The organism is Terasakiispira papahanaumokuakeensis (genome assembly GCF_001709345.1).
In the GTDB taxonomy this organism is placed as follows: Bacteria; Pseudomonadota; Gammaproteobacteria; order Pseudomonadales; family Halomonadaceae; genus Terasakiispira; species Terasakiispira papahanaumokuakeensis.
On record NZ_MDTQ01000001.1, the window covers coordinates 776,571 to 795,110 of the forward strand.

The 18,540-nt window shown below is 52.7% G+C and carries 16 protein-coding genes; 11 read left to right on the forward strand and 5 right to left on the reverse strand.

Annotated elements, in window-relative coordinates:
• The first annotated feature begins 36 nt into the window (after nucleotides 1-36).
• A complete protein-coding gene (locus BFW38_RS03475; RefSeq protein WP_068997141.1) occupies nucleotides 37-1,101 on the forward strand; it encodes an Ldh family oxidoreductase in 1,065 nt (354 codons plus the stop codon).
• A gap of 119 nt (nucleotides 1,102-1,220) precedes the next feature.
• Here the strand turns inward: BFW38_RS03475 and BFW38_RS03480 are convergent, their stop codons facing one another.
• The gene (locus BFW38_RS03480) at nucleotides 1,221-2,243 is read right to left on the reverse strand and encodes a lactonase family protein (protein ID WP_068997142.1); all 1,023 of its coding nucleotides are present in this window, start codon (nucleotides 2,241-2,243) and stop codon (nucleotides 1,221-1,223) included.
• A 338-nt stretch (nucleotides 2,244-2,581) separates the two neighbouring features.
• Between BFW38_RS03480 and BFW38_RS03485 the strand changes: the two genes are divergently transcribed.
• Complete coding sequence (locus BFW38_RS03485) at nucleotides 2,582-3,736, forward strand: mandelate racemase family protein (RefSeq protein WP_068997143.1); 1,155 nt, start codon at nucleotides 2,582-2,584, stop codon at nucleotides 3,734-3,736.
• 203 nt (nucleotides 3,737-3,939) lie between these two features.
• Nucleotides 3,940-5,751 carry a sodium:solute symporter family transporter gene (locus tag BFW38_RS03490; RefSeq protein WP_068997144.1) on the forward strand — a complete coding sequence of 604 codons (1,812 nt, stop codon included), beginning with the start codon at nucleotides 3,940-3,942 and terminating at the stop codon, nucleotides 5,749-5,751.
• 212 nt (nucleotides 5,752-5,963) lie between these two features.
• On the opposite strand, the gene BFW38_RS03495 is transcribed toward BFW38_RS03490, so the two are convergent.
• Entirely contained in the window at nucleotides 5,964-6,371 is a 408-nt protein-coding gene (locus tag BFW38_RS03495) for a CBS domain-containing protein (protein ID WP_068997145.1), read from the reverse strand.
• Nucleotides 6,372-6,455: 84 nt separating this feature from the next.
• Entirely contained in the window at nucleotides 6,456-7,874 is a 1,419-nt protein-coding gene (locus tag BFW38_RS03500; protein WP_068997146.1) for a dihydrolipoyl dehydrogenase, read from the reverse strand.
• A 394-nt stretch (nucleotides 7,875-8,268) separates the two neighbouring features.
• Between BFW38_RS03500 and BFW38_RS03505 the strand changes: the two genes are divergently transcribed.
• The gene (locus tag BFW38_RS03505) at nucleotides 8,269-9,147 is read left to right on the forward strand and encodes a carboxylate/amino acid/amine transporter (protein ID WP_068997147.1); all 879 of its coding nucleotides are present in this window, start codon (nucleotides 8,269-8,271) and stop codon (nucleotides 9,145-9,147) included.
• Here BFW38_RS03505 and zntR read toward each other — a convergent pair.
• On the reverse strand, nucleotides 9,127-9,663 hold the full coding sequence (gene zntR, locus BFW38_RS03510; RefSeq protein WP_245686054.1) for a Zn(2+)-responsive transcriptional regulator: 537 nt from the start codon (nucleotides 9,661-9,663) through the stop codon (nucleotides 9,127-9,129). The two genes, BFW38_RS03505 and zntR, sit on opposite strands and share 21 nt — an antisense overlap.
• A 371-nt stretch (nucleotides 9,664-10,034) precedes the next feature.
• Here zntR and BFW38_RS03515 point away from each other — a divergent pair, with 371 nt between their 5' ends.
• The 5 genes from BFW38_RS03515 to BFW38_RS03535 all read left to right on the forward strand — a co-directional run bounded on the left by BFW38_RS03515 (nucleotide 10,035) and on the right by BFW38_RS03535 (nucleotide 15,747).
• A complete protein-coding gene (locus BFW38_RS03515; protein WP_068997148.1) occupies nucleotides 10,035-10,352 on the forward strand; it encodes a superinfection immunity protein in 318 nt (105 codons plus the stop codon).
• Between the two features lie 184 nt (nucleotides 10,353-10,536).
• A complete protein-coding gene (locus tag BFW38_RS03520; RefSeq protein ID WP_084004427.1) occupies nucleotides 10,537-11,115 on the forward strand; it encodes a sigma-70 family RNA polymerase sigma factor in 579 nt (192 codons plus the stop codon).
• A 39-nt stretch (nucleotides 11,116-11,154) separates the two neighbouring features.
• Nucleotides 11,155-12,144 carry a FecR domain-containing protein gene (locus tag BFW38_RS03525; RefSeq protein WP_069000176.1) on the forward strand — a complete coding sequence of 330 codons (990 nt, stop codon included), beginning with the start codon at nucleotides 11,155-11,157 and terminating at the stop codon, nucleotides 12,142-12,144.
• A 214-nt stretch (nucleotides 12,145-12,358) separates the two neighbouring features.
• Nucleotides 12,359-14,824, forward strand: a complete 2,466-nt coding sequence (locus tag BFW38_RS03530) for a TonB-dependent siderophore receptor (protein ID WP_084004429.1) — start codon at nucleotides 12,359-12,361, stop codon at nucleotides 14,822-14,824.
• 11 nt (nucleotides 14,825-14,835) lie between these two features.
• Nucleotides 14,836-15,747, forward strand: coding sequence for an alpha/beta hydrolase (locus BFW38_RS03535; protein ID WP_245686055.1), 912 nt, complete (start codon nucleotides 14,836-14,838; stop codon nucleotides 15,745-15,747).
• 18 nt (nucleotides 15,748-15,765) lie between these two features.
• Here BFW38_RS03535 and BFW38_RS03540 read toward each other — a convergent pair whose 3' ends face one another.
• The gene (locus BFW38_RS03540; protein WP_068997149.1) at nucleotides 15,766-16,638 is read right to left on the reverse strand and encodes an AEC family transporter; all 873 of its coding nucleotides are present in this window, start codon (nucleotides 16,636-16,638) and stop codon (nucleotides 15,766-15,768) included.
• Between the two features lie 328 nt (nucleotides 16,639-16,966).
• Between BFW38_RS03540 and BFW38_RS03545 the strand changes: the two genes are divergently transcribed.
• Nucleotides 16,967-17,506: a porin family protein gene (locus BFW38_RS03545; RefSeq protein ID WP_068997150.1), complete on the forward strand. Its 540-nt coding sequence runs from the start codon at nucleotides 16,967-16,969 to the stop codon at nucleotides 17,504-17,506.
• A 141-nt stretch (nucleotides 17,507-17,647) separates the two neighbouring features.
• Entirely contained in the window at nucleotides 17,648-18,532 is an 885-nt protein-coding gene (locus tag BFW38_RS03550) for an NAD(+) kinase (RefSeq protein ID WP_068997151.1), read from the forward strand.
• Nucleotides 18,533-18,540: the final 8 nt, after the last annotated feature.

Consider the following 18,540-nt stretch of genomic DNA (forward strand, 5'->3'; position numbering starts at 1 on the left):
TTTGTTTAAGGTCAATGCTGTTTAAGAGGTGAAGCTATGGAAAGCGGTCGTCGTACTGAAGATGTAACGTCCCTGGTATCAGAGGCGCCAGCATCGGTTACGCTGAGTTACGATGAGGCGATTCAGTTGAGTCGTCAGATATTGACCCATCATGGTTATAGTGCTGATCATGCCGATGCCATCACCCGCAATGTGGTGACGGTACAGATGGATGATGGCCATTCTCATGGGTTGTATCGCCTATTGAGCTGTATTGAGATGGTGAGGCAAAAAGGGGTCGATCCTCAGGCGAAGCCGGTGATTGTCGGTAATGAAGGTAGTCTGATCCGTGTGGATGCCCAACGCGGTAACTCGCTGCTGGCGTTTGAAATGGGGTTACCCCGGTTGCTTGATAGAGCTCGCCAGCAGGGGATTGCGGCATTATCGATTCATCATGCGTTTCACTTTTCCGCGTTATGGACCGAGGTTGAAGCGATTGCGGCCGAAGGGCTGGTGGGGTTGGCGGTGACGCCGACACATCCTTTTGTGGCCCCGGCTGGAGGCACAAAACCTTTGTTGGGTACCAATCCGATTGCGTTTGCTTGGCCGCGTCCGGGAGATTTTCCGTATGCGTTTGATTTTGCCACCAGCATGAGTGCTCGGGGTGAGATTGAATTGCATCGCCGAGCTGGAGAGTCCATTCCACCTGGTTGGGGGCTGGATGCCGAAGGCCAACCGACAACCGATCCGACCGAGGCGCTTGCGGGTGCGCAGCTGCCGTTTGGGGATTATAAGGGGTCGGCCTTGTCGACCATGATTGAGCTGCTGGCCGGGCCTTTGATTGGGGATCATCTGGGGCACCAGACGCGCCCGGCGGATGGGGATCCCGAGACGCGCTCGGATCACGGTGAGTTGATTATTGCGCTGAGTCCGCAGGCCTGGCTGGGCGCGCGGACTGATCACTATCTTGCTGAAGCAGAAAAACTGTTTGCCGGGATCGAAGCGCAAGGCGCTCGTTTACCTTCACAGCGACGCTTTGCCGCTCGCCAGCGTAACCATGAGGCGGGAGGAATGAACATTCCACTGGCGTTGTATGAGGACCTGCGGGCGCTGCTTGATTAAATAAGCGACTGCTAGAGCCAACAGGCGCCTGTTGGCTCTGCGTCCAATGTCGAACTTGTCATGAGGACGGCATCGGTGCCCTTTGGTCGTGTATGCCCTTCGGTGGGGTCACAAGTGTCTCAAGCGTGAATTTCAATCCAATCCGGGCTTTGCCCCACAGCCAGTCGATCAGTGAAGTGTAATTGGCCATTATCAGTGTCGATGCGGTAACTGCTGATATGGTGAGAGAATTGGCCGGCTGCAATCAGAAATGCGCCATCGGATGTAATGGCAAACCCTCTGGGCCGGTTTTCAGTGTGAAACCGTTGACTAAAGTTCAACAGGCCATCCGAGTCGACATGAAAGAGGTTGAGTGTGGAGGCGGCTTTTTCTGAGGCGTAAATCCATCGGCCATCCGGGGTGATATGAATATCCGCCGCTTGGAACGCTTCTGCTGGGTGTGGCATTGACACCGTTTGAAGTAGTGCTAGACCGGCATCACCATAGCGCAGCACGTTGATACAACCATTACGTTCACCAATCACATAGGCTAATGGCAAGGTTGGGTGGAAGGTGATATGCCGAGGTCCTGTGCCGGTCGGTAGGTCGAGCTGCTGTTGATGGTGTAATGGCGTGGCAGGCATGACCGATGTTTGGGGCGGATGCCACTGCCATTGATAGATGCAGTCGCCGCCAATGCTGGTGGCCAGTAAGTGTTGTCCTGTCGGTGCCATGCTTAAAGCATGGGCATGGGGCGCCGTGTCGATGCGGGTGATGGCCTGTCCGACCGTATGATCCTGTTCGATGGGGTAGATACTGATATGGTGATCGATATAAGAGGCACTCAAGAGATAGCGGCCATCGGGCGTCGCTTGTAAGTAAGCTAGGTTGGTCTCAATGGGGGTGCTGTGTCGGTGTATAAGTGCACCGTGAGGCGCAATCTCATAATCCGCAATAAAAAAGGGGGTGCCGCGAGAGACGGCATAAAGGTGCTGTTGATCATGGCTGAGGGCCATGGGCATGGCGCCGCCGGTATGCTCTAAATCCGGCAGCCGTTGTCGTTGTTCCCGTGTGAGTCGGCCAGTATCGGGGGCCAGTAAAACGGTGGCGATCTCTCCGCTTAAGGCACAGCCAATATATAAACGGATCGGTGTGTCTGGCATGTCAAGCTCCTGATTGATGCGACTTATTTTAAGGTGCGACTTGTTTTAATGAGTGCAGTCGCGCTGAGTGTCTGTGATGTGAGCGTCAGCATGTGCTGGACGCCTTATCTCCGTGTGGATGGATACCGGTGTCGATGAGTACTTGTGCCAATGAGTACTTGTGCCGATGAGTACCGGTGTCTATCAAGACCGATGGTTTAATTAATACCTATGTCTATGTTGTTGGCGTCTCTATGAACACTTACGATCAAACATATTATGTATGATCTTTTGAGTCCATCGCTGTTGCAATGGATGATTACCGAGAGACAGAAGTGAGCGTAGGAGCCCGACACACCATGAATATTGAATCCATCTCCGTGGATGTCATTCGTTACGAGTCCAGCATATCACGTGATAGTGCCGGGCATGCCCACGCCGGAGGCCCGAGTGAGGCGCGTATTGCCATGCTGACGGTCACGGCTGAAGACGGTAGCCAGGGACACGCCTTTGCACCGCCTGAACTGGTTCGGCCTTACGTCATCAATCAGTACCTCAAAAAAGCTGCCCTTGGTCAGCCTGTTCATGCGCGTGAGCGAGTTTGGCATGATCTTTGGCACCGTCAGCGCGGCAGTGGTGGTCAGTTAACGGACCGGGCGATGGCGATTCTGGATTCGGCGCTGTGGGACTTGGCCGGACGTCAGCTCAATATGCCGGTTTACCAGTTACTGGGGGGCGCACGCGATAAGGTGAAGGCATATGCCAGCACCATGTGTGGTGATGAGGTTAAAGGTGGCTTATCCACGCCCGATGAGTATGCCCAATTTGCCGAAAAACTGGTCGCTCGTGGCTATCAAGGCATCAAGCTGCATACCTGGATGCCGCCGGTCAGTTTTGCGCCCAGTGTCGAGATGGATATCAAGGCTTGCGAAGCCGTTCGTGAAGCCGTTGGGCCTGATATTGCGTTGATGCTGGATGGTTACCATTGGTATAGCCGTACCGATGCGTTGAAGATTGGCCGTGCCTTGTCTCGCTTAAACTTTGCCTGGTTCGAAGAGCCCATGACGGAAGATTCGATGGAGTCTTACCGCTGGCTGACTGACCATGTGGACGTACCGGTGATCGGTCCGGAGAGTCTGGCCGGTAAACATCACAGTCGTGCCAGTTGGGCGGTTCATCAGGCGTGTGACATTTTACGAGCCGGGGTTGCCAATGGTGCCGGTATCGGCCCCTGCATGAAGGTCGCTCATCTGGCGGAATCCTTCGGTATGGATTGTGAAATTCATGGTAACGGCGCCCCGAATCTGGCGGTTGTCGGTGCCATCACCAATTGTCAGTGGTATGAGCGTGGTCTGCTACATCCGGAGCTGGATTACGATCAGCCGCCGGCATATCTGAATGCCATCGTCGATGAAATGGATGAAAACGGCTATGTGCATTTACCCCAACGCCCGGGTCTGGGTGAAAACATTAACTTTGATTACATCAGGGGTAATACGGTCGAGCATTATTGATAGGCCGTTGAACTTGATTGTCGTGTGTTGATTGAGCGGGGTCATCTACTCAGTTCAATGATACGGGAAGACGATGGCGTTTGGGGTCTCGCAATAATGACGCACCGTTAGGGAAGAACCGGCCTGGCCTGTGCATTCCAGCGGGGAAGAGGTAGGCATGTTCTGCGTCAATAACAATAAAAACGCGTCATGGAGTCATGTTTATGAGTGTCGATATTTGGGTCATATTCATCTATCTACTGTTTCTGGTCGTGATTGGGTGGGTCTTTAAGAACTTTAATGACAACACCAGCGACTACTTCCGCGGTGGCGGTAACATGTTGTGGTGGCTGGTCGGTTCGACGGCTTTCATGACGCAGTTCTCTGCCTGGACGTTTACTGGGGCCGCTTCGAAAGCCTATTCCAGCGGGTTTGCCATTGTGTTTCTGTTTATGGCCAATGCGGTGGGTTATCTGCTGAACTATCTGTACTTTGCCCCACGTTTTCGTCAGTTACGCGTGGTGACGGCGGCAGAGTCACTCAAAATGCGTTATGGCAAGCCCAGTGAACAGACCTTCATTTGGTTCAGCATGTTTGATGGTCTGGTGTCTGCTGCGACTTGGCTGAATGCGTTGGCTGTGATTGCGTCAGCCGTGTTTGGCGTTTCGCTGGAAACTATTATTGTGCTGACCGGCGTTGTCGTGGTTGCGATGTCTGTCACTGGCGGGGCTTGGGCCGTTGTGGCTTCCGATTATGTGCAGATGCTGATCATCATGGCGGTGACCTTTGTTTGCTTCTTCGTGGCTTGGGATAACACCGATAGTCTCAGTACCATTGTGTCCAGTTATGACGGTGAGTTCATGACCGGCAGTGGCTATGGCTATGCATGGTTGTTTGGCTTCTGGGTCTTTATGTTGATCATCAAACAGATCTTTATGATGAACAACACGCTTAATGGCTATCGCTATATGTGCGCCAAGGACAGTAAGAACGCGCGCTTCGGGGCTTTATTTACCTTGTGTCTGGCCTTGATTGGTCCTGTGATCTGGTTCTTCCCCTCTTGGTATATGCATGCGAATGATCCGGGCTTTATCAATGATTTTGCCATGCTCGGTGCCAAAGCGAATGAAGCGGTCTTTGTTGGCTTTGTGAAAGACTATATGCCGGCGGGTATGTTGGGGCTGCTGATGGCGGCGATGTTTGCGGCCAGTATGTCATCCATGGACTCAGGACTGAATCGTAATGCCGGTTTCTTTGTGCGTAACTTCTACCTGTCCGTGATCAACCCGAATGCCAGCGAAGAGCAAATGCTGCGTATTTCACGCTTTGTGACGCTGGGCTTTGGTGTCTTGATTGTCGGTATCGGGTTGTTTATCAACTCGCTCAAGAGCATGAGTCTGTTCGATATCTTGCTGACAGCCAGTGCCTTGATCACTTACCCGATCACGATTCCTGCTTTACTGGGGCTTGTGATCCGTAAAACGCCGGATTGGTCAGGTTGGAGCACGCTGATCGTTGGCTGCATGGTCTCCTATGGTGTGGGGGCCTGGTTGAGCCCCGAGTGGGTCAATAGTGTGATGGGCATCGAAGTCTCTGCCCGTGAATGGTCTGACTTCCGTGTGGCCTTCGGTATTGGTGCGCATACGGTGATTACCGGTGGCTTCTTCTTGATGACGCGCTTCTTCTATAAGGAAGAAAGTCATTCCCAGGCACGTCTGGATGAGCGTAATGAGATGTGGCGTCGCTGGTCGACTCCGGTTGATGAATCCGAAGCCGGTGAAAACACACTCTCCATCGACTATGGCCAGAAAGTGATTCTCGGTCGCCTGATTCTGATTGGCAGCATCATGGTGATGGGGCTCTCACTGCTACCGAATCCAGATAATGGTCGCCTGATCATGCTGCTGTGTGGAGCCCTGTTGATGATCCCGGCTATCTTGATGCTGGTATCGGCCCGCTCCAGTAAACGCGCAATGGAAGCACGTGAACAAGCCTCTTCAGCAGGTTATCAGTCAGAAAGTATCCAGGAAGGATGATCGATGAAACACCGGTCAGGGGTTCATTCATCGCCATATTGGGCTAGCAAGACAGCCGGGTGGATGAATCGCCAGCGTCAAACGGGCCGGTGATAACGAAAAAGGGCATGTCTTAATCGCTCGCCCTGTTAAGGCTGCCTCACCGATGGCATACCATTGAGCCCTCTATTCGAGGGCTTTTTTTGTGGGGTGTTGATTGAAGGGGGCGCGCTTTAACACCGAGTCCTGTTTTCTAGCAGGGCTTGAAGCAGCAGTCCCCGCGTAATAATGCCGATGACTTTGCGGCCTTCCAGTACCGGAAACACTTTGGGTTTATCCGGGCGCACCATGACGTTGATCAACTCCACAATATCGTCATTCGGCGAGACACTCAGGACTTCGGTTCTCATCACATCCTGCACGGTGACGCCGCCATCACAGTGGTAACTGGCTTGCAGCACTTGATGTAACAGGTCGTGTTCGGAGACAAAGCCGACCAGCCGTTTTTGCTCATCGACAACGGGCGCACCAGGGAGGCGGTGGTGTTGTAGCGCACGAGCCGCTTCATCCACGCTGGCGGTCACGGCAATTTGGTAACTGTCGCGGGACATACAATCCCGTACGCGGATATTCTGGCTCATGATGTTCCTTCCTTTTGACTTTCATGTCAGGCCAGGCATTGAGCCTGGCCAAGGCCTATGTATTGAGCATTCAATAAGCTTTGCTTACTGAATCAGTTGGTGTGCCACATCGCGCAGGGCGGTACGCACGCCTTCTTCGATCACTGGATGGTAGAACGGCATCTCCAGTAATTGTTTGATGGTCAGTTGTTGTTGAATGCTCCAGGCTAACAAGTGGGCGATATGTTCCGCCCGAGGGCCCACCATTTCCATCCCCAATAGCTGCCCGGTGGACTTATCAGCATAGACCCTTAACAGCCCTTTGTTGATGCGCATCACCCGAGAGCGGCCTTGGTTTTCAAACGAAACTTCACCAATGGCCAACTGGGATTCACTCAGGCGTTGCTTGAGCTGGGGCAGGGTTTCACCGGCCATGGCCAGTTGTGGGTCACTGAACACCACGGAAATGGGGGTACGGCGATGGCCTGGATTCACCTGGGGGAAATGGGCCGCATTATGCCCGGCGATGCGGCCTTCATCGCTGGCTTCATGCAACAGCGGTTTATCATTATTGGCATCGCCACTGATAAAGATATGACTGGGCGTACCGTCTTGGTTAACGCACTGCAGTGTGCTTGAATCAAACTCGGGCACACCTTGCGTATCCAGTTTCAGGCCGGCCGCTTCGATGTTGAGTTGGTCGACATTGGGGCGGCGCCCTGTGGCCGCCAATAAGTAATCGAAACGTTCTTCGATGACGCGGGCGCGATCGGGATGATAAAAACGAATGACGACCTGATCCTGCTCACGGCGGATGTCTTCAACTTGGGCGTCAGCGTGTAGTGGGAATTCTTCTGCGAAAGTATGTTCAGCATATTGGCGAATCGCTTCATCTTGTAATGGCCCGACCAAGCCTCCGCGGCCGAATAACCGAATATTAACGCCCAGCCGGTGCAATGCTTGGCCCAGTTCCAGACCGATAACGCCGGGCCCAAAAACGGCAACCGATTGAGGGAGCTCATCCCATTCGAAGACATCGTCATTGATGACCAGTCGATCCCCCGCCGCTTGGAAAGGCGCGGGGACATTGGGACGAGAGCCTGTGGCAATCACCATATTGGCCGCTCGCACCTGGGTATGGTCATCCACTTGGATCAAATGAGGCTCGATAAAACGCGCGTGTCCCCGTAATCGGTCGGCTTCTGGGAAAGATTCAATATCATCAATGACAAAGTTAACAAAACGATCGCGTTCTCGTCTGACGCGGTCCATGACTTCTCGGCCATTGATTTCAGGCGATGAGCTATGAACACCAAAGGGAGCTGATTCTCGAATATGTTGGGCGCTTTCAGCGGCGGCAATCAGCAGCTTACTCGGCATGCAGCCGACGCGGGCACAGGTCGTACCGTAAGGGCCGTTTTCAATCATAACGGCGCGTTTACCCGCTTGAGTGGCGGCACGGTAGGCGCTTAATCCAGCGGTACCTGAACCTAAAATGGCCACATCGACCTGAAGTGATTGCATCGTTGATCTCCCGTTAATTTTTAACATGGTCGTTTTAAGACGATTTTTCCAGTGATTCGGCGCAGCCTTTGTTTTGTATCAAATGCCTTAAATCTGACGGTATTGATTTCAAAGATCGATCATCTTGTCTGACTTGAACTGCGCCTGACTTGATGGAGATGATTGTGGTCGCGGTTGGTGTTTAAGTGAAGTTCATAGTTTTTAAGGGCTTGATAGCTAATTTTTATTAGGTGTCGAGGGTAGCGAGCCACGGTCGTATTTTTAGTGGCAGGCATTTTTAGTGGCACAGGATTTCTAGTGGCACGGTATGTCTAGTTGAATGGCGCTTCTATTGGTCTGGCAGTACACTAGCGCCCCAATGAGTCAACTTGAAAAGAAAAAGAGGTTAACCACTATGGGGTATCTGTGGGGGGTCACCCTGCTTTGGGCGTTTTCCTTCAGTCTGATCGGGGTCTACTTGGCCGGTCAGGTGGATAGCTATTTTGCGGTACTGACTCGCGCCCTATTAGCTGCAGCGATGTTTCTCCCGCTGTTGCGTTGGCGTCAGGTTTCCGCTGAGCTGGCGCTGAAAATGATGGCGATTGGCGGATTGCAGTTGGGGGTCATGTATCTCTGTTTGTATCAGTCGTTTATTTACCTCTCAGTGCCGGAAGTGTTGCTCTTTACCATTCTGACACCTTTGTACATCACCTTGCTCAATGATGTGATGCAACGACGCTTCAGCCTAGTCTATCTTGTCACGGCTGCGCTCGCTGTGCTGGGCGCTGGCATTATTCGTTATCACCAGGTGAGTGCGGATTTTTTAGGTGGCTTCTTGTTGGTACAAGGCGCTAATCTTTGCTTTGCCATTGGCCAGATCAGTTATAAGCAGTTGATGGCTAAACGTGAAGAGCGCTTGCACCAGCATACGGTATTTGGATTTTTTTATTTAGGCGCCTGCGTTGTGGCTGCGGCCGGCTTTGGATTGTTTGGCAATCCTGATCGTTTGCCGACGACCGCCTTGCAGTGGGGCATTTTATTGTGGCTCGGGTTGGTGGCTTCAGCGCTGGGCTATTTTTTCTGGAATAAAGGCGCCACTCAAGTGGATGCTGGCGCTTTGGCCATTATGAACAATGCTTTGGTGCCCGCCGGTTTGATCGTGAATCTGGTGATTTGGGATCGTGATGCAGATTTATTGCGCTTAAGCCTAGGCGGCGCGGTGATTTTGCTTTCCCTTGGTTGTAATCATTATTGGACTCGGCGCCGCCAGCGCTTAGCATCCGCTGCTATGTGAATCACGTTTTTGTGCGAGGGCTTCCATATCGGGGCTGTGGTGGTGATGCTCGGCATGCACTTCACCTTCGGCCAAGGCGGAGAGAATGGTGCAGTGTTCGGCCGACATGGGGCCGCCGCAACAGGCGTCGGTTAATGTCGAGAGGGCTTCACGCATCCGCGCCAACTCACTCATGCGTTGTTCGATCTCAGCCAGTTTGGCCTCGGCCATGTCTTTGACTTCCTGGCAAGTATGCGATTCGCGTTGAACCTCAAGTGATAATAGCTCTTCGATATCTTTGAGGGTAAAGCCGACGGCTTTAGCTCGGAGAATAAAGTGGACCCGTTCGAGATTCTCCGGGCTATAGTAGCGGTAACCATTGTCACCTCTGGCTGGGGCTGTCAGTAATCCCTGATGCTCGTAGTAACGCAAGGTTTCGACGGTGACCCCGGTGGCTTTAGCCAACTCGCCAATACGTAATCGTTTGCCTGAAGCGCGGGCTGTCGAAATGGCTTCAGGGCTGAATAATTGACTCACCACAGACCTCCTATCGGATGCCTCAACATGAATCATGTGAGGGAGATTGGCGGCGCTTGAACGTTGCTTACCATTGCATGAGCGCTTTACCTGTTTATCTTTGGGTCGCTCAACCCTAAAGTCAACAACAAGGTTGAGTTTCGACCTCGTTGCTTTTCCCACATCTACTGGCCCACCGCTATTGGCCCACATTGATTGGCTCATATCTATGAGGCCACGCTGATGGTTTTTGTTGGATTAAGGGTTTTGTCTTGCTTAAGGAGAGGGTTTGTCCCTGATTGGTGACAGCAGACAAGGGCGTCAGTCTTGACCTACTATCGCGCCGCTGTTTGTGATTAGCGACAATCTATCGGCCAAAGAGAGCGCAGGTTATGAGTATTACAGCACTGCTGATGCTGTCTCCTATTTTTATTCTTCTGTTTCCACTGCCTGCCTTGCTGGCGTACAAGAAGAAGCATCCTTATAAAGAGAAAATTGCCCTGACCAATGTGCTGGGGTTTTGGCTTTTTGGGATCGGTTGGATCGTCGCACTGGCCTGGTGCTTTATTGGCGCTAAAGGCAAAGGGCGAGAAGATAAAACCGTGAGTGTGGCCGCCGAGATTGAGCGCATGTACAAACTCAAGAAAAAAGGCATTCTCACCGATGAGGAGTTTGAGGCGCACAAACGTTCTTTATTGGGCGATGCTTGAACGAGGTAATGATTGAATGGGGATAATTGAATAGTGCTATGCCTGTTGGATCGATTTTATCGCTTGATGGTGTTTGTTAAATAATAATGATTTGTATTAGCTTTTTTTAGCCCTTAGAATTAAGCCGTTGTTGATTGATCTTAAGTATTGACCTCAAGTATTGATCTTAACTTAAGAGGCGCAAATGGCGGCTTTGGTTCAAGCGGCAGTACCGGTCGGCGAATTATCGACGGGTCTCCTTCAATCTCCCCCTGGCCAGAGCAACGACACGGTGGCATGTCTTTACGATGCCCATCAACGCTGGTTGTGCGCTTGGTTGCAGCGTAAGACCGGCTGTAGCTGGCAGGCGGCCGATTTAGCCCAGGATACTTTTCTCCGTATTTTGGCTTCCCCCCGAAATATGCAGCAATTGACAGTATTGCGTGAGCCGCGCCATTTTCTGACGACTATCGCGCGTCGGGTCTGGGTGGATTTCGTGCGCCGAGATGCATTGGAAAAGGCCTGGCTTGAGACCCTACAGAATCAACCTGAGCCAGTGATGATCTCCGCCGAAGAGCAAGTGACGATCTTGGAAACCTTGTGTCGTGTGGAGGCCATGCTGGAGGGGTTGGGTGATAAGGTGCGGCAAACGTTTCTACTGGCCCATCTAGAAGGATTGAAATATGCCGATATTGCTGAGCGTTTACAGGTGTCAGTCAGTTCAGTGAAATCCTATATGGCCAAAGCGATGACGCATTGCTTGTTGCTGATGTATGAGGATTAGCGTGATCGCTCTTATCTTATCATGACGCCTTCCTCTCAAATGAAAGCCGCACTTCAATCGGCCGCTCATTGGTATGCCGTACTTTATGCCGAGGATGTCTCTGAACAGCAGCGTCAGGAGCACCGCGCTTGGTTAGACGCTGACCCGCTTCACCAGCAAGCCTGGCAACAAGTTGAACAATTGCGTGAGCAATTACAGGCCATGCCTGGGTCGCCTGCGTTGCAGACTTTGCAACGCCGTGAGCATTATCAGCGACGTGCTGTGTTACGGGGGTTGGCGGTATTGGCCTCTGGCGGTATTTTAGGCACCTTGGCTTGGCAGCAAACGCCTGTGGGACCTGCTCTGAGCCGAACGGTGAGGGGGTGGACCGCGCAATATCACACGGAGCGAGGTGAGCAACACCACTTGACGCTGGATGATGGCACCCAGTTGATCCTCAATACCGCTACAGCATTGGATATTATCGAAACCGCAGACAGCCGCTTGATTCGTTTGTATGACGGTGAGATTTGGGTCAAAACCGCTCATGCGGCTGGGGCAGAGCGGCCCGCCCAGGCGATGGCCAAAGCCCTGCAAGTCCATACGGTACAGGGCATGGTGGTGCCCTTGGGCACTGTGTTCACTGTGCGGCAAAAGGCTCATTTGACTCAGGTGGGAGTGATTGAAGCGGCGGTTGAGCTTTTACCGCTGGCCGGGGGCGGGCAGGTGCAACGTTTGCATGCCGGTGAGCAGGCCCAGATGGACCGTCAGCATGTCACGGTCTCAGCCCTTAGCCAGACAGCCGATAGTTGGACGCAAGGCTTGTTGGTGGCCGTAGATTGGCCACTGCATCGCTTGTTGGCGGAATTGGCCCGCTATCGCACGGGGCGCTTGCGCTGTGACCCTGAGATTGCGCAATGGCGAGTGACTGGCACCTTTCCCCTGGATAACCCTGAGCGGGCCTTGCAAGCGATTATGAATGCGTTACCTGTCCGTGTTGAGCGCTGGACGGATTATTGGGTGACCTTGCATCCGGCCCCGACGGCGTGATCAAACCGCAATATGATGACTCACCCTTAAAAAATTCATCTCAGCTTGTCCTTTTTTAAATCTCGTTCGACCCCTTTATTAGCGATGAATAGTGATGACGAATGATTGGCTTTCTTAAATCGCCGAGAGTCATGACTGTAAACGCTAGAACGCTTCTGCTTGAACACATCGCGCTAGCCATATCGAGTTTTCATAATACGAACGAGTGCATGCCATGATTTTTCATTCCTGCTCAAAAGCCCCAATTTCCAGTGGGGACCATTCTGATTTACGTCGTTTTTTGCCTTTGCGTTATATCGCGCTGGGGTGTGTCTTATTAGGGCCTACAGCAGCGCTCCCTGTTCAGGCCGAGACCGCAGCGGGTCTGCGTGCTGATCAGCGTGCGACCGGTCAGCAGGATGCCACCACACGGGTATATCAACTTAAGCCGGGGCCATTGGGACAAGTGTTGAGTGAGTTTGCCCGCCAGTCGAATGTTGTGTTGTCCTTTCCTTCACATTTAACCGACGGTATGCACAGTGATGGGCTCCAGGGACGTTATGCTGTTCCCCAAGGGTTTGCCGCGCTGTTATCCGGTTCGGGCTTGCGTGCGGTGAAGCAGACTCAAAGTGATGACGTTCAAGGTGCTGAAATACAAGGTGATGAAATACAAGGGAATTATGTGCTGCAGTCGGCGCCACAGGCCCATCCGGTTGAGCTGGATGCGATGAGAGTTCAAGGGCAACGTCTGAATCATGATGGCTATTTGGCCAATACGGGCACTGCGGTCACGAAAACGAATACGCCTTTGATGGAGACGGCTCAGAGCGTCAGTGTCGTGACCGAGGATCAGATCAGCGATCGGCAGGCGTTGTCGGTCTCTCAGGCTGTGGCGTATGCCGCGGGTGTCCGTGTTCAAAGCTCCGGATTGGACCCTCGTTTTGATTCGATTACGTTACGGGGCTATCCGGTGGTCTATAACGGCGATTTTCTGGATGGTCTGCGTCAGCCCAATACTGATTGGCTTTCTTATTACGCCACTCAGCCTTATAACTTGGAACGGATTGAAGTCGTCAAAGGGCCTGATTCAGTGCTTTATGGTCAACTCTCTCCCGGTGGGTTAGTGAATCGCGTGAGTAAGCGGCCCCGGCAGGATGCCCGTCAGGAAGTCCAGGTTCAACTGGGCAATCACGATCATCGTCAGGGGCAGTTTGATGTCGGGGGTGCCCTGAATGATGCACTTCAGTATCGACTGGTGGGGTTAAAGCGTGATGCGCAAACGGATATTGAGCAGGTCGATAATGATGCCACATTGCTGGCGCCGACACTGCGTTGGCAAATCAGTGAGCGTACTGATATTACCTTGATCAGCCAGTATCAGGAGCGTGAGACATCGGCTTCGCCTCGTCCGTATCAGCGTGGTGAAAAACTGACCCATTTCTGGGCCGGTGATGAAGATTTTGACAAGCTCGATCAACACCAGTGGGCGCTGGGATATGAGCTGAATCATGCGTTTAATGATCGCTGGTCGCTGCAGCAGAATGTGCGTTATGGCGAGGTGGATACCACTAATCAGTATCTGTCAGCGGGTACCTTGAGCGGCACAACCTTGAGTCGCAGCAGCGTTGCGCTGGAAGAGGATATGGAATCCCTGAGTACGGATACGCGCTTAATGGCGACGCTGCAGCAAGGCGAGATGAGCCATCAGCTGTTGATGGGGGTGGATTACGCTTATCTGACGCATGATGTGACTTATGCGGGCGGTGAAGCGCCATCAATTGATCTTGAGCATCCTGATTATCATCAGCCGATTCCTCACCCGGATGATATGTGGACGGATGATCATGGCAAGACACATCGGGCCGGTGTTTACCTCCAGGATCAGCTCAGCATTGACCAATGGCGCCTGACTGCAGGTATCCGCCGGGATTGGGCGCGGGATGAAACTCAGGATCACCTAGCAGGCGAGACCACTAAGCGACGTGATGCCAAAACCACAGGCCGGTTGGGTGCCCTGTATGTGTATGATTTCGGGCTATCGCCTTATTTTAGCTATTCCCAATCCTTTGTGCCTGAGACGGGCGCAGATGCCAGTGGGCATGACTTTGAACCGACCGAAGGTGAGCAGTTTGAACTGGGGGTGAAGTATCAGCCGCCTGGTACTGAGGCACGTTTCACTGCGGCGGTTTATCAGATCACTGAATCGCATCGTAAAACCACGGATCTTGAGCATCCGCTGTTCCAAACACAAACCGGTGAAGTGCGCACTCGCGGGCTTGAGTTAGAAGCCGTCGGAGATTTGACTGATGATCTGCGGATGACCGCCAGCTACAACTTTAACCAGGCTGAGATCACTCGGGATAATGAGGGCGATCAAGGCCATGATCTGGCCAATACACCACGACATCTGGCGTCACTGTGGTTGGATTATGCGGTGCCCTGGGTTGAACGTCTGCATGTGTCGGGCGGGGTGCGTTATATCGGGACTGAATATATCGATAATGCGAATTCCGACAAGAATGAGGCCTATCGCTTAGTCGATCTAGCGGCGCGTTATGATTTTGGCGGGCGACTTGAAGGGGTTCGGCTGAGCCTGAACGCCACCAATATCACGGATGAGGAACATATCTCCTGTGAAGGTCCTTATTGCTATCGAGGCGCTGGTCGAAGCCTGATCAGCAGCTTGGCGTATCGTTGGTAATGGGGTTGAGGATGATGAACCTGGGAATCTCTTTTCCGATGCGGTGGTGGCTGGGCCTAGTGATCTTGCTATGGGGCGGCTGGGTTCAGGCCAGCCCTGCCGCGGATGCCCATGTGACTGACCAGGACACCACTGAGGCCTTTCAGGATGAAGGGCCGGTTCGGCTGGATAAAACCCGTGAGTGGTCGATGCACAATGCACGCGGTGAACGTTATCGCATCTTCATCAGCGAGCCGGAAGGGCCATTGCCTTATACCGGTGGTTATCCGGTACTTTATGTGTTGGATGGCAATGCATTCTTTGCTTCTCTACATGAGGCGAAGCGAGCTCAGGAGCGTTTCCAGCAAGCCATTATTGTCGGTATCGCCTACCCGGGCGAGGCCACTCATAATTTCCGGCGGCGGGCCTATGATTTCTCTCCCCCTCCGGGGGAGCCGACGGATCCGCCGCAAGGCGGGCAGGATGAATTTCTGGATTTTATGGCGCAGCAGGTGATGCCTGCAGTGGCCCGTCAATTTCCGGTGAACCATGATCAAGAGACGCTTTATGGTCACTCATTTGGCGGTATGTTGGGCTTGTATGCGCTTTATACCCGGCCGGGTCTGTTTGATCATATTATCGCGGCGAGCCCGAGCCTTTGGTGGGCGGATCGTTACTTGCTGCCGCATGAGCGTGCTTTTTCTCAAGCGGTAAAATCGGGGCGGGTTGATGGGGTGAATCAGAGCCTGTCGCTGATGGTCGGTGATCAAGATTCACTACAAGAGCAGCAAGATGCCGAGCAGCTCTCTCAACGCTTGTCCGGCTTATCCGCTTATGGTCTACGCAGCAGTTTTTATCGTGTGGATGGTGCGGATCATATGGCCGTGCCCTTTAACATTGAAAACCGCATTCTCCGCCAAGTGTTGGAAACGCGTAACGAATAGTGCTAAGTGATGACCCCTCTAAAGCCCTGGTACTGCCAGAGCAAAAATGCCCAGTAGGCCAAGCGAGATAATGGTACCACTGGCGATGGTTTGGGCTGAGTGACCGGTGCCGAGGTAGTAAGTTTCCAGCACCACGGTATTCGCGGCGGGTGGGAGCAACGGCAGCATCAGAAAGACCCAATAATGTTGTTGAATCAGTGGAATAGCGAAGTAGTGCCCAAGGCCAATAAAGCCTGCGACCAAGAGCCCGCCAATCAGTGCTCTTTTGAGTGTGGTATGCAGGGCCTGGTGCAGTGCGGTGCCGGTGATTTTGGCGTGGTAGAGCCAGATGCCTAAGATGGCCATCCCGAAAATAGACATTAAAGGCTTGGCGGCTGTGTACAAATGGCCTAACAGTGTCCAGTCTCCCAATGTCGGCCAGATTAGGTGTAACACTCCTCCGAATACAGCGGCGAGAAAGGGCCAAGCGGTGACGGTGCGTTTAAACAAGACCCAGCGCGAGCTTTGCGGTTGTAACGCCGCCGCTGCCGCAACATTGCCAAAAACAGAGCCCCCCACGTAAGCGACGATGATGATACGCCCGGCAGCATCGCCAAACAGCGCCAACGCCAACGGTAGCCCCAACCAACCAATATTGAGATAGCTGAAGGTGAGCGCTTCGACCGGGTCTTCGCTAAGGCGCCGGGCAATGAGAAATAATAAGGTACAAAACACGATGGCAAATCCAGCGACCAGCAGGGTACCCGGTTGGTAGGTCAGTAAGTTATAGAAAATGACATAAGGAATCAGGATCAGCGTTAATCCTTTGGCGAGGAAGGTTCTCGCCTGCGGATAGACACGTCCCAACAGCATACCACCCAACATATACAGCAGTGGGAGGAGTGTCATCATCGTGAGGTCCTTAGCCTTAAATCATAAGGGCGGTGAGAGATTAAGGGGCGATGGGGTGATGGCTCGCATCGATATAAGCGCCTTATTTTGCCTGCTAGAAAGAAAAAATCATACAGAGTTGGACACTTCGTCACTGGCGTCAGGGGCATGCTGTGATAGGCTGAAAGTCGATTCGTTGGGTCATGAGTATCGGGCATTGATGCGTTTCAGCTCACTCCTTATTCAGTCCCAACCCAATCACCCTTAACCTAACCACAAATCAATCATAATCACTCTGATACACAATCGTTCTGATACATAATCACTCTGATACATAAGAGGACTCACGATGAAACCGCTTTTGACGGCAGGGATTTTGGCAGCCTCCGGCCTTTTAGCGCAGCCTGCGCTGGCGCTGGATACCTACGATGATACTTATACTTATGCCGCACTGTCGGTGCATAACTGGGATAGCGACAGTGATAGTGGACAAAATCCGGATGCTTCGGCGACGGGTGGGAAGATCACGTTTGGCCAGCAGTTAACTTCTTTAGTCGGGGTTGAAGTCCAGGGCGCCTTAGGCGGTTCGGATAGTAGTGGTGATACCGATGTGAAACTGGAGCACATGGTGGGCTTGTATGTGCGGGGTAACTTGCCGTTAGGGCGGATTAATCCTTACCTGAAAATCGGTGCCTCTTCGGCCAGCCTGGAAGTGAAAACCGCTGATGGCACCAATAGTAATAGCGAGTTCGAGTTCAGTTATGGATTAGGGGCTGAGCTGAGCTTTACCGATGAGCTTTATATGCAGTTAGAGTATATGAGCTACATCGATACGGATGATCTGGAACTGTCAGGCGCTTCTGTCGGGTTGGGATACCGCTTCCGATAAGCTCGATGCGTGGCATGCGGTGGTTGACTGAAGTCACGCATCAGATCAGCAAGCTAAAAGGTACCGGTCATTCATTGGCCGGGGCCCTTGATCCCCTTATAATGCCCCTCCCATCCATGGTCGTGCCGGAGCCCTTAGGTTATGGAGCAGTTTAAGAATATTGGTCTGATTGGTCGTTTAGGCAGTCACAAGGTGGTTGAAACGCTGAAACGGCTGATCCGCTTTTTAGAGGATCGCCATTATCAGGTGATTCTCGAAGACCAAACCGCCACCGTGCTATTGGGCCATGGTCTCCAGGAAGCCAGTCGCAAAATGCTGGCCGAAATCTGTGATCTGGTGATTGTGGTGGGCGGTGATGGCAGCCTGTTGGGCGCTGCGCGTGCGATGGTGCGGACGGGTGTGCCGGTGTTGGGCGTGAACCGTGGACGTTTGGGGTTTTTGACCGACATTTCGCCGGATGACTTGGAAGAAAAGGTCGCTGAGGTGTTGGCCGGGCGCTATCTGATGGAAGAGCGCTTTTTATTGGATGTTGAGGTGCGCCGCGATGGCGAACCGATTGGTACGGCCGATGGTCTGAATGATGTCGTGCTACACCCAGGAAAATCGGCTCGAATGATCGAATTTGATTTGTTCATCGAAGGTCAGTACGTCTATAACCAGCGTTCTGATGGCCTGATTGTGGCCACGCCAACGGGGTCAACGGCATATGCGCTATCTGGCGGTGGGCCCATTATGCATCCTAAGCTGGATGCGCTTGTGGTCGTGCCGATGTTCCCGCATACGCTCTCCAGCCGTCCGATTGTGGTCGATGGCAATAGCGAAATTAAACTCCATATCAACGAGCATAACGAAACCTATCCGCATATCTCTTGCGATGGTCAGACCCATATTGTGACCAAGCCCGGCGACTGGCTGTATATCCGCAAGAAGCCTCATCGACTGAAATTAATTCATCCGCTAGGGCATGATTATTACGAAGTGTGCCGGACCAAACTGGGCTGGAATTCACGATTGATTGAAGGCTGAGGCGATTT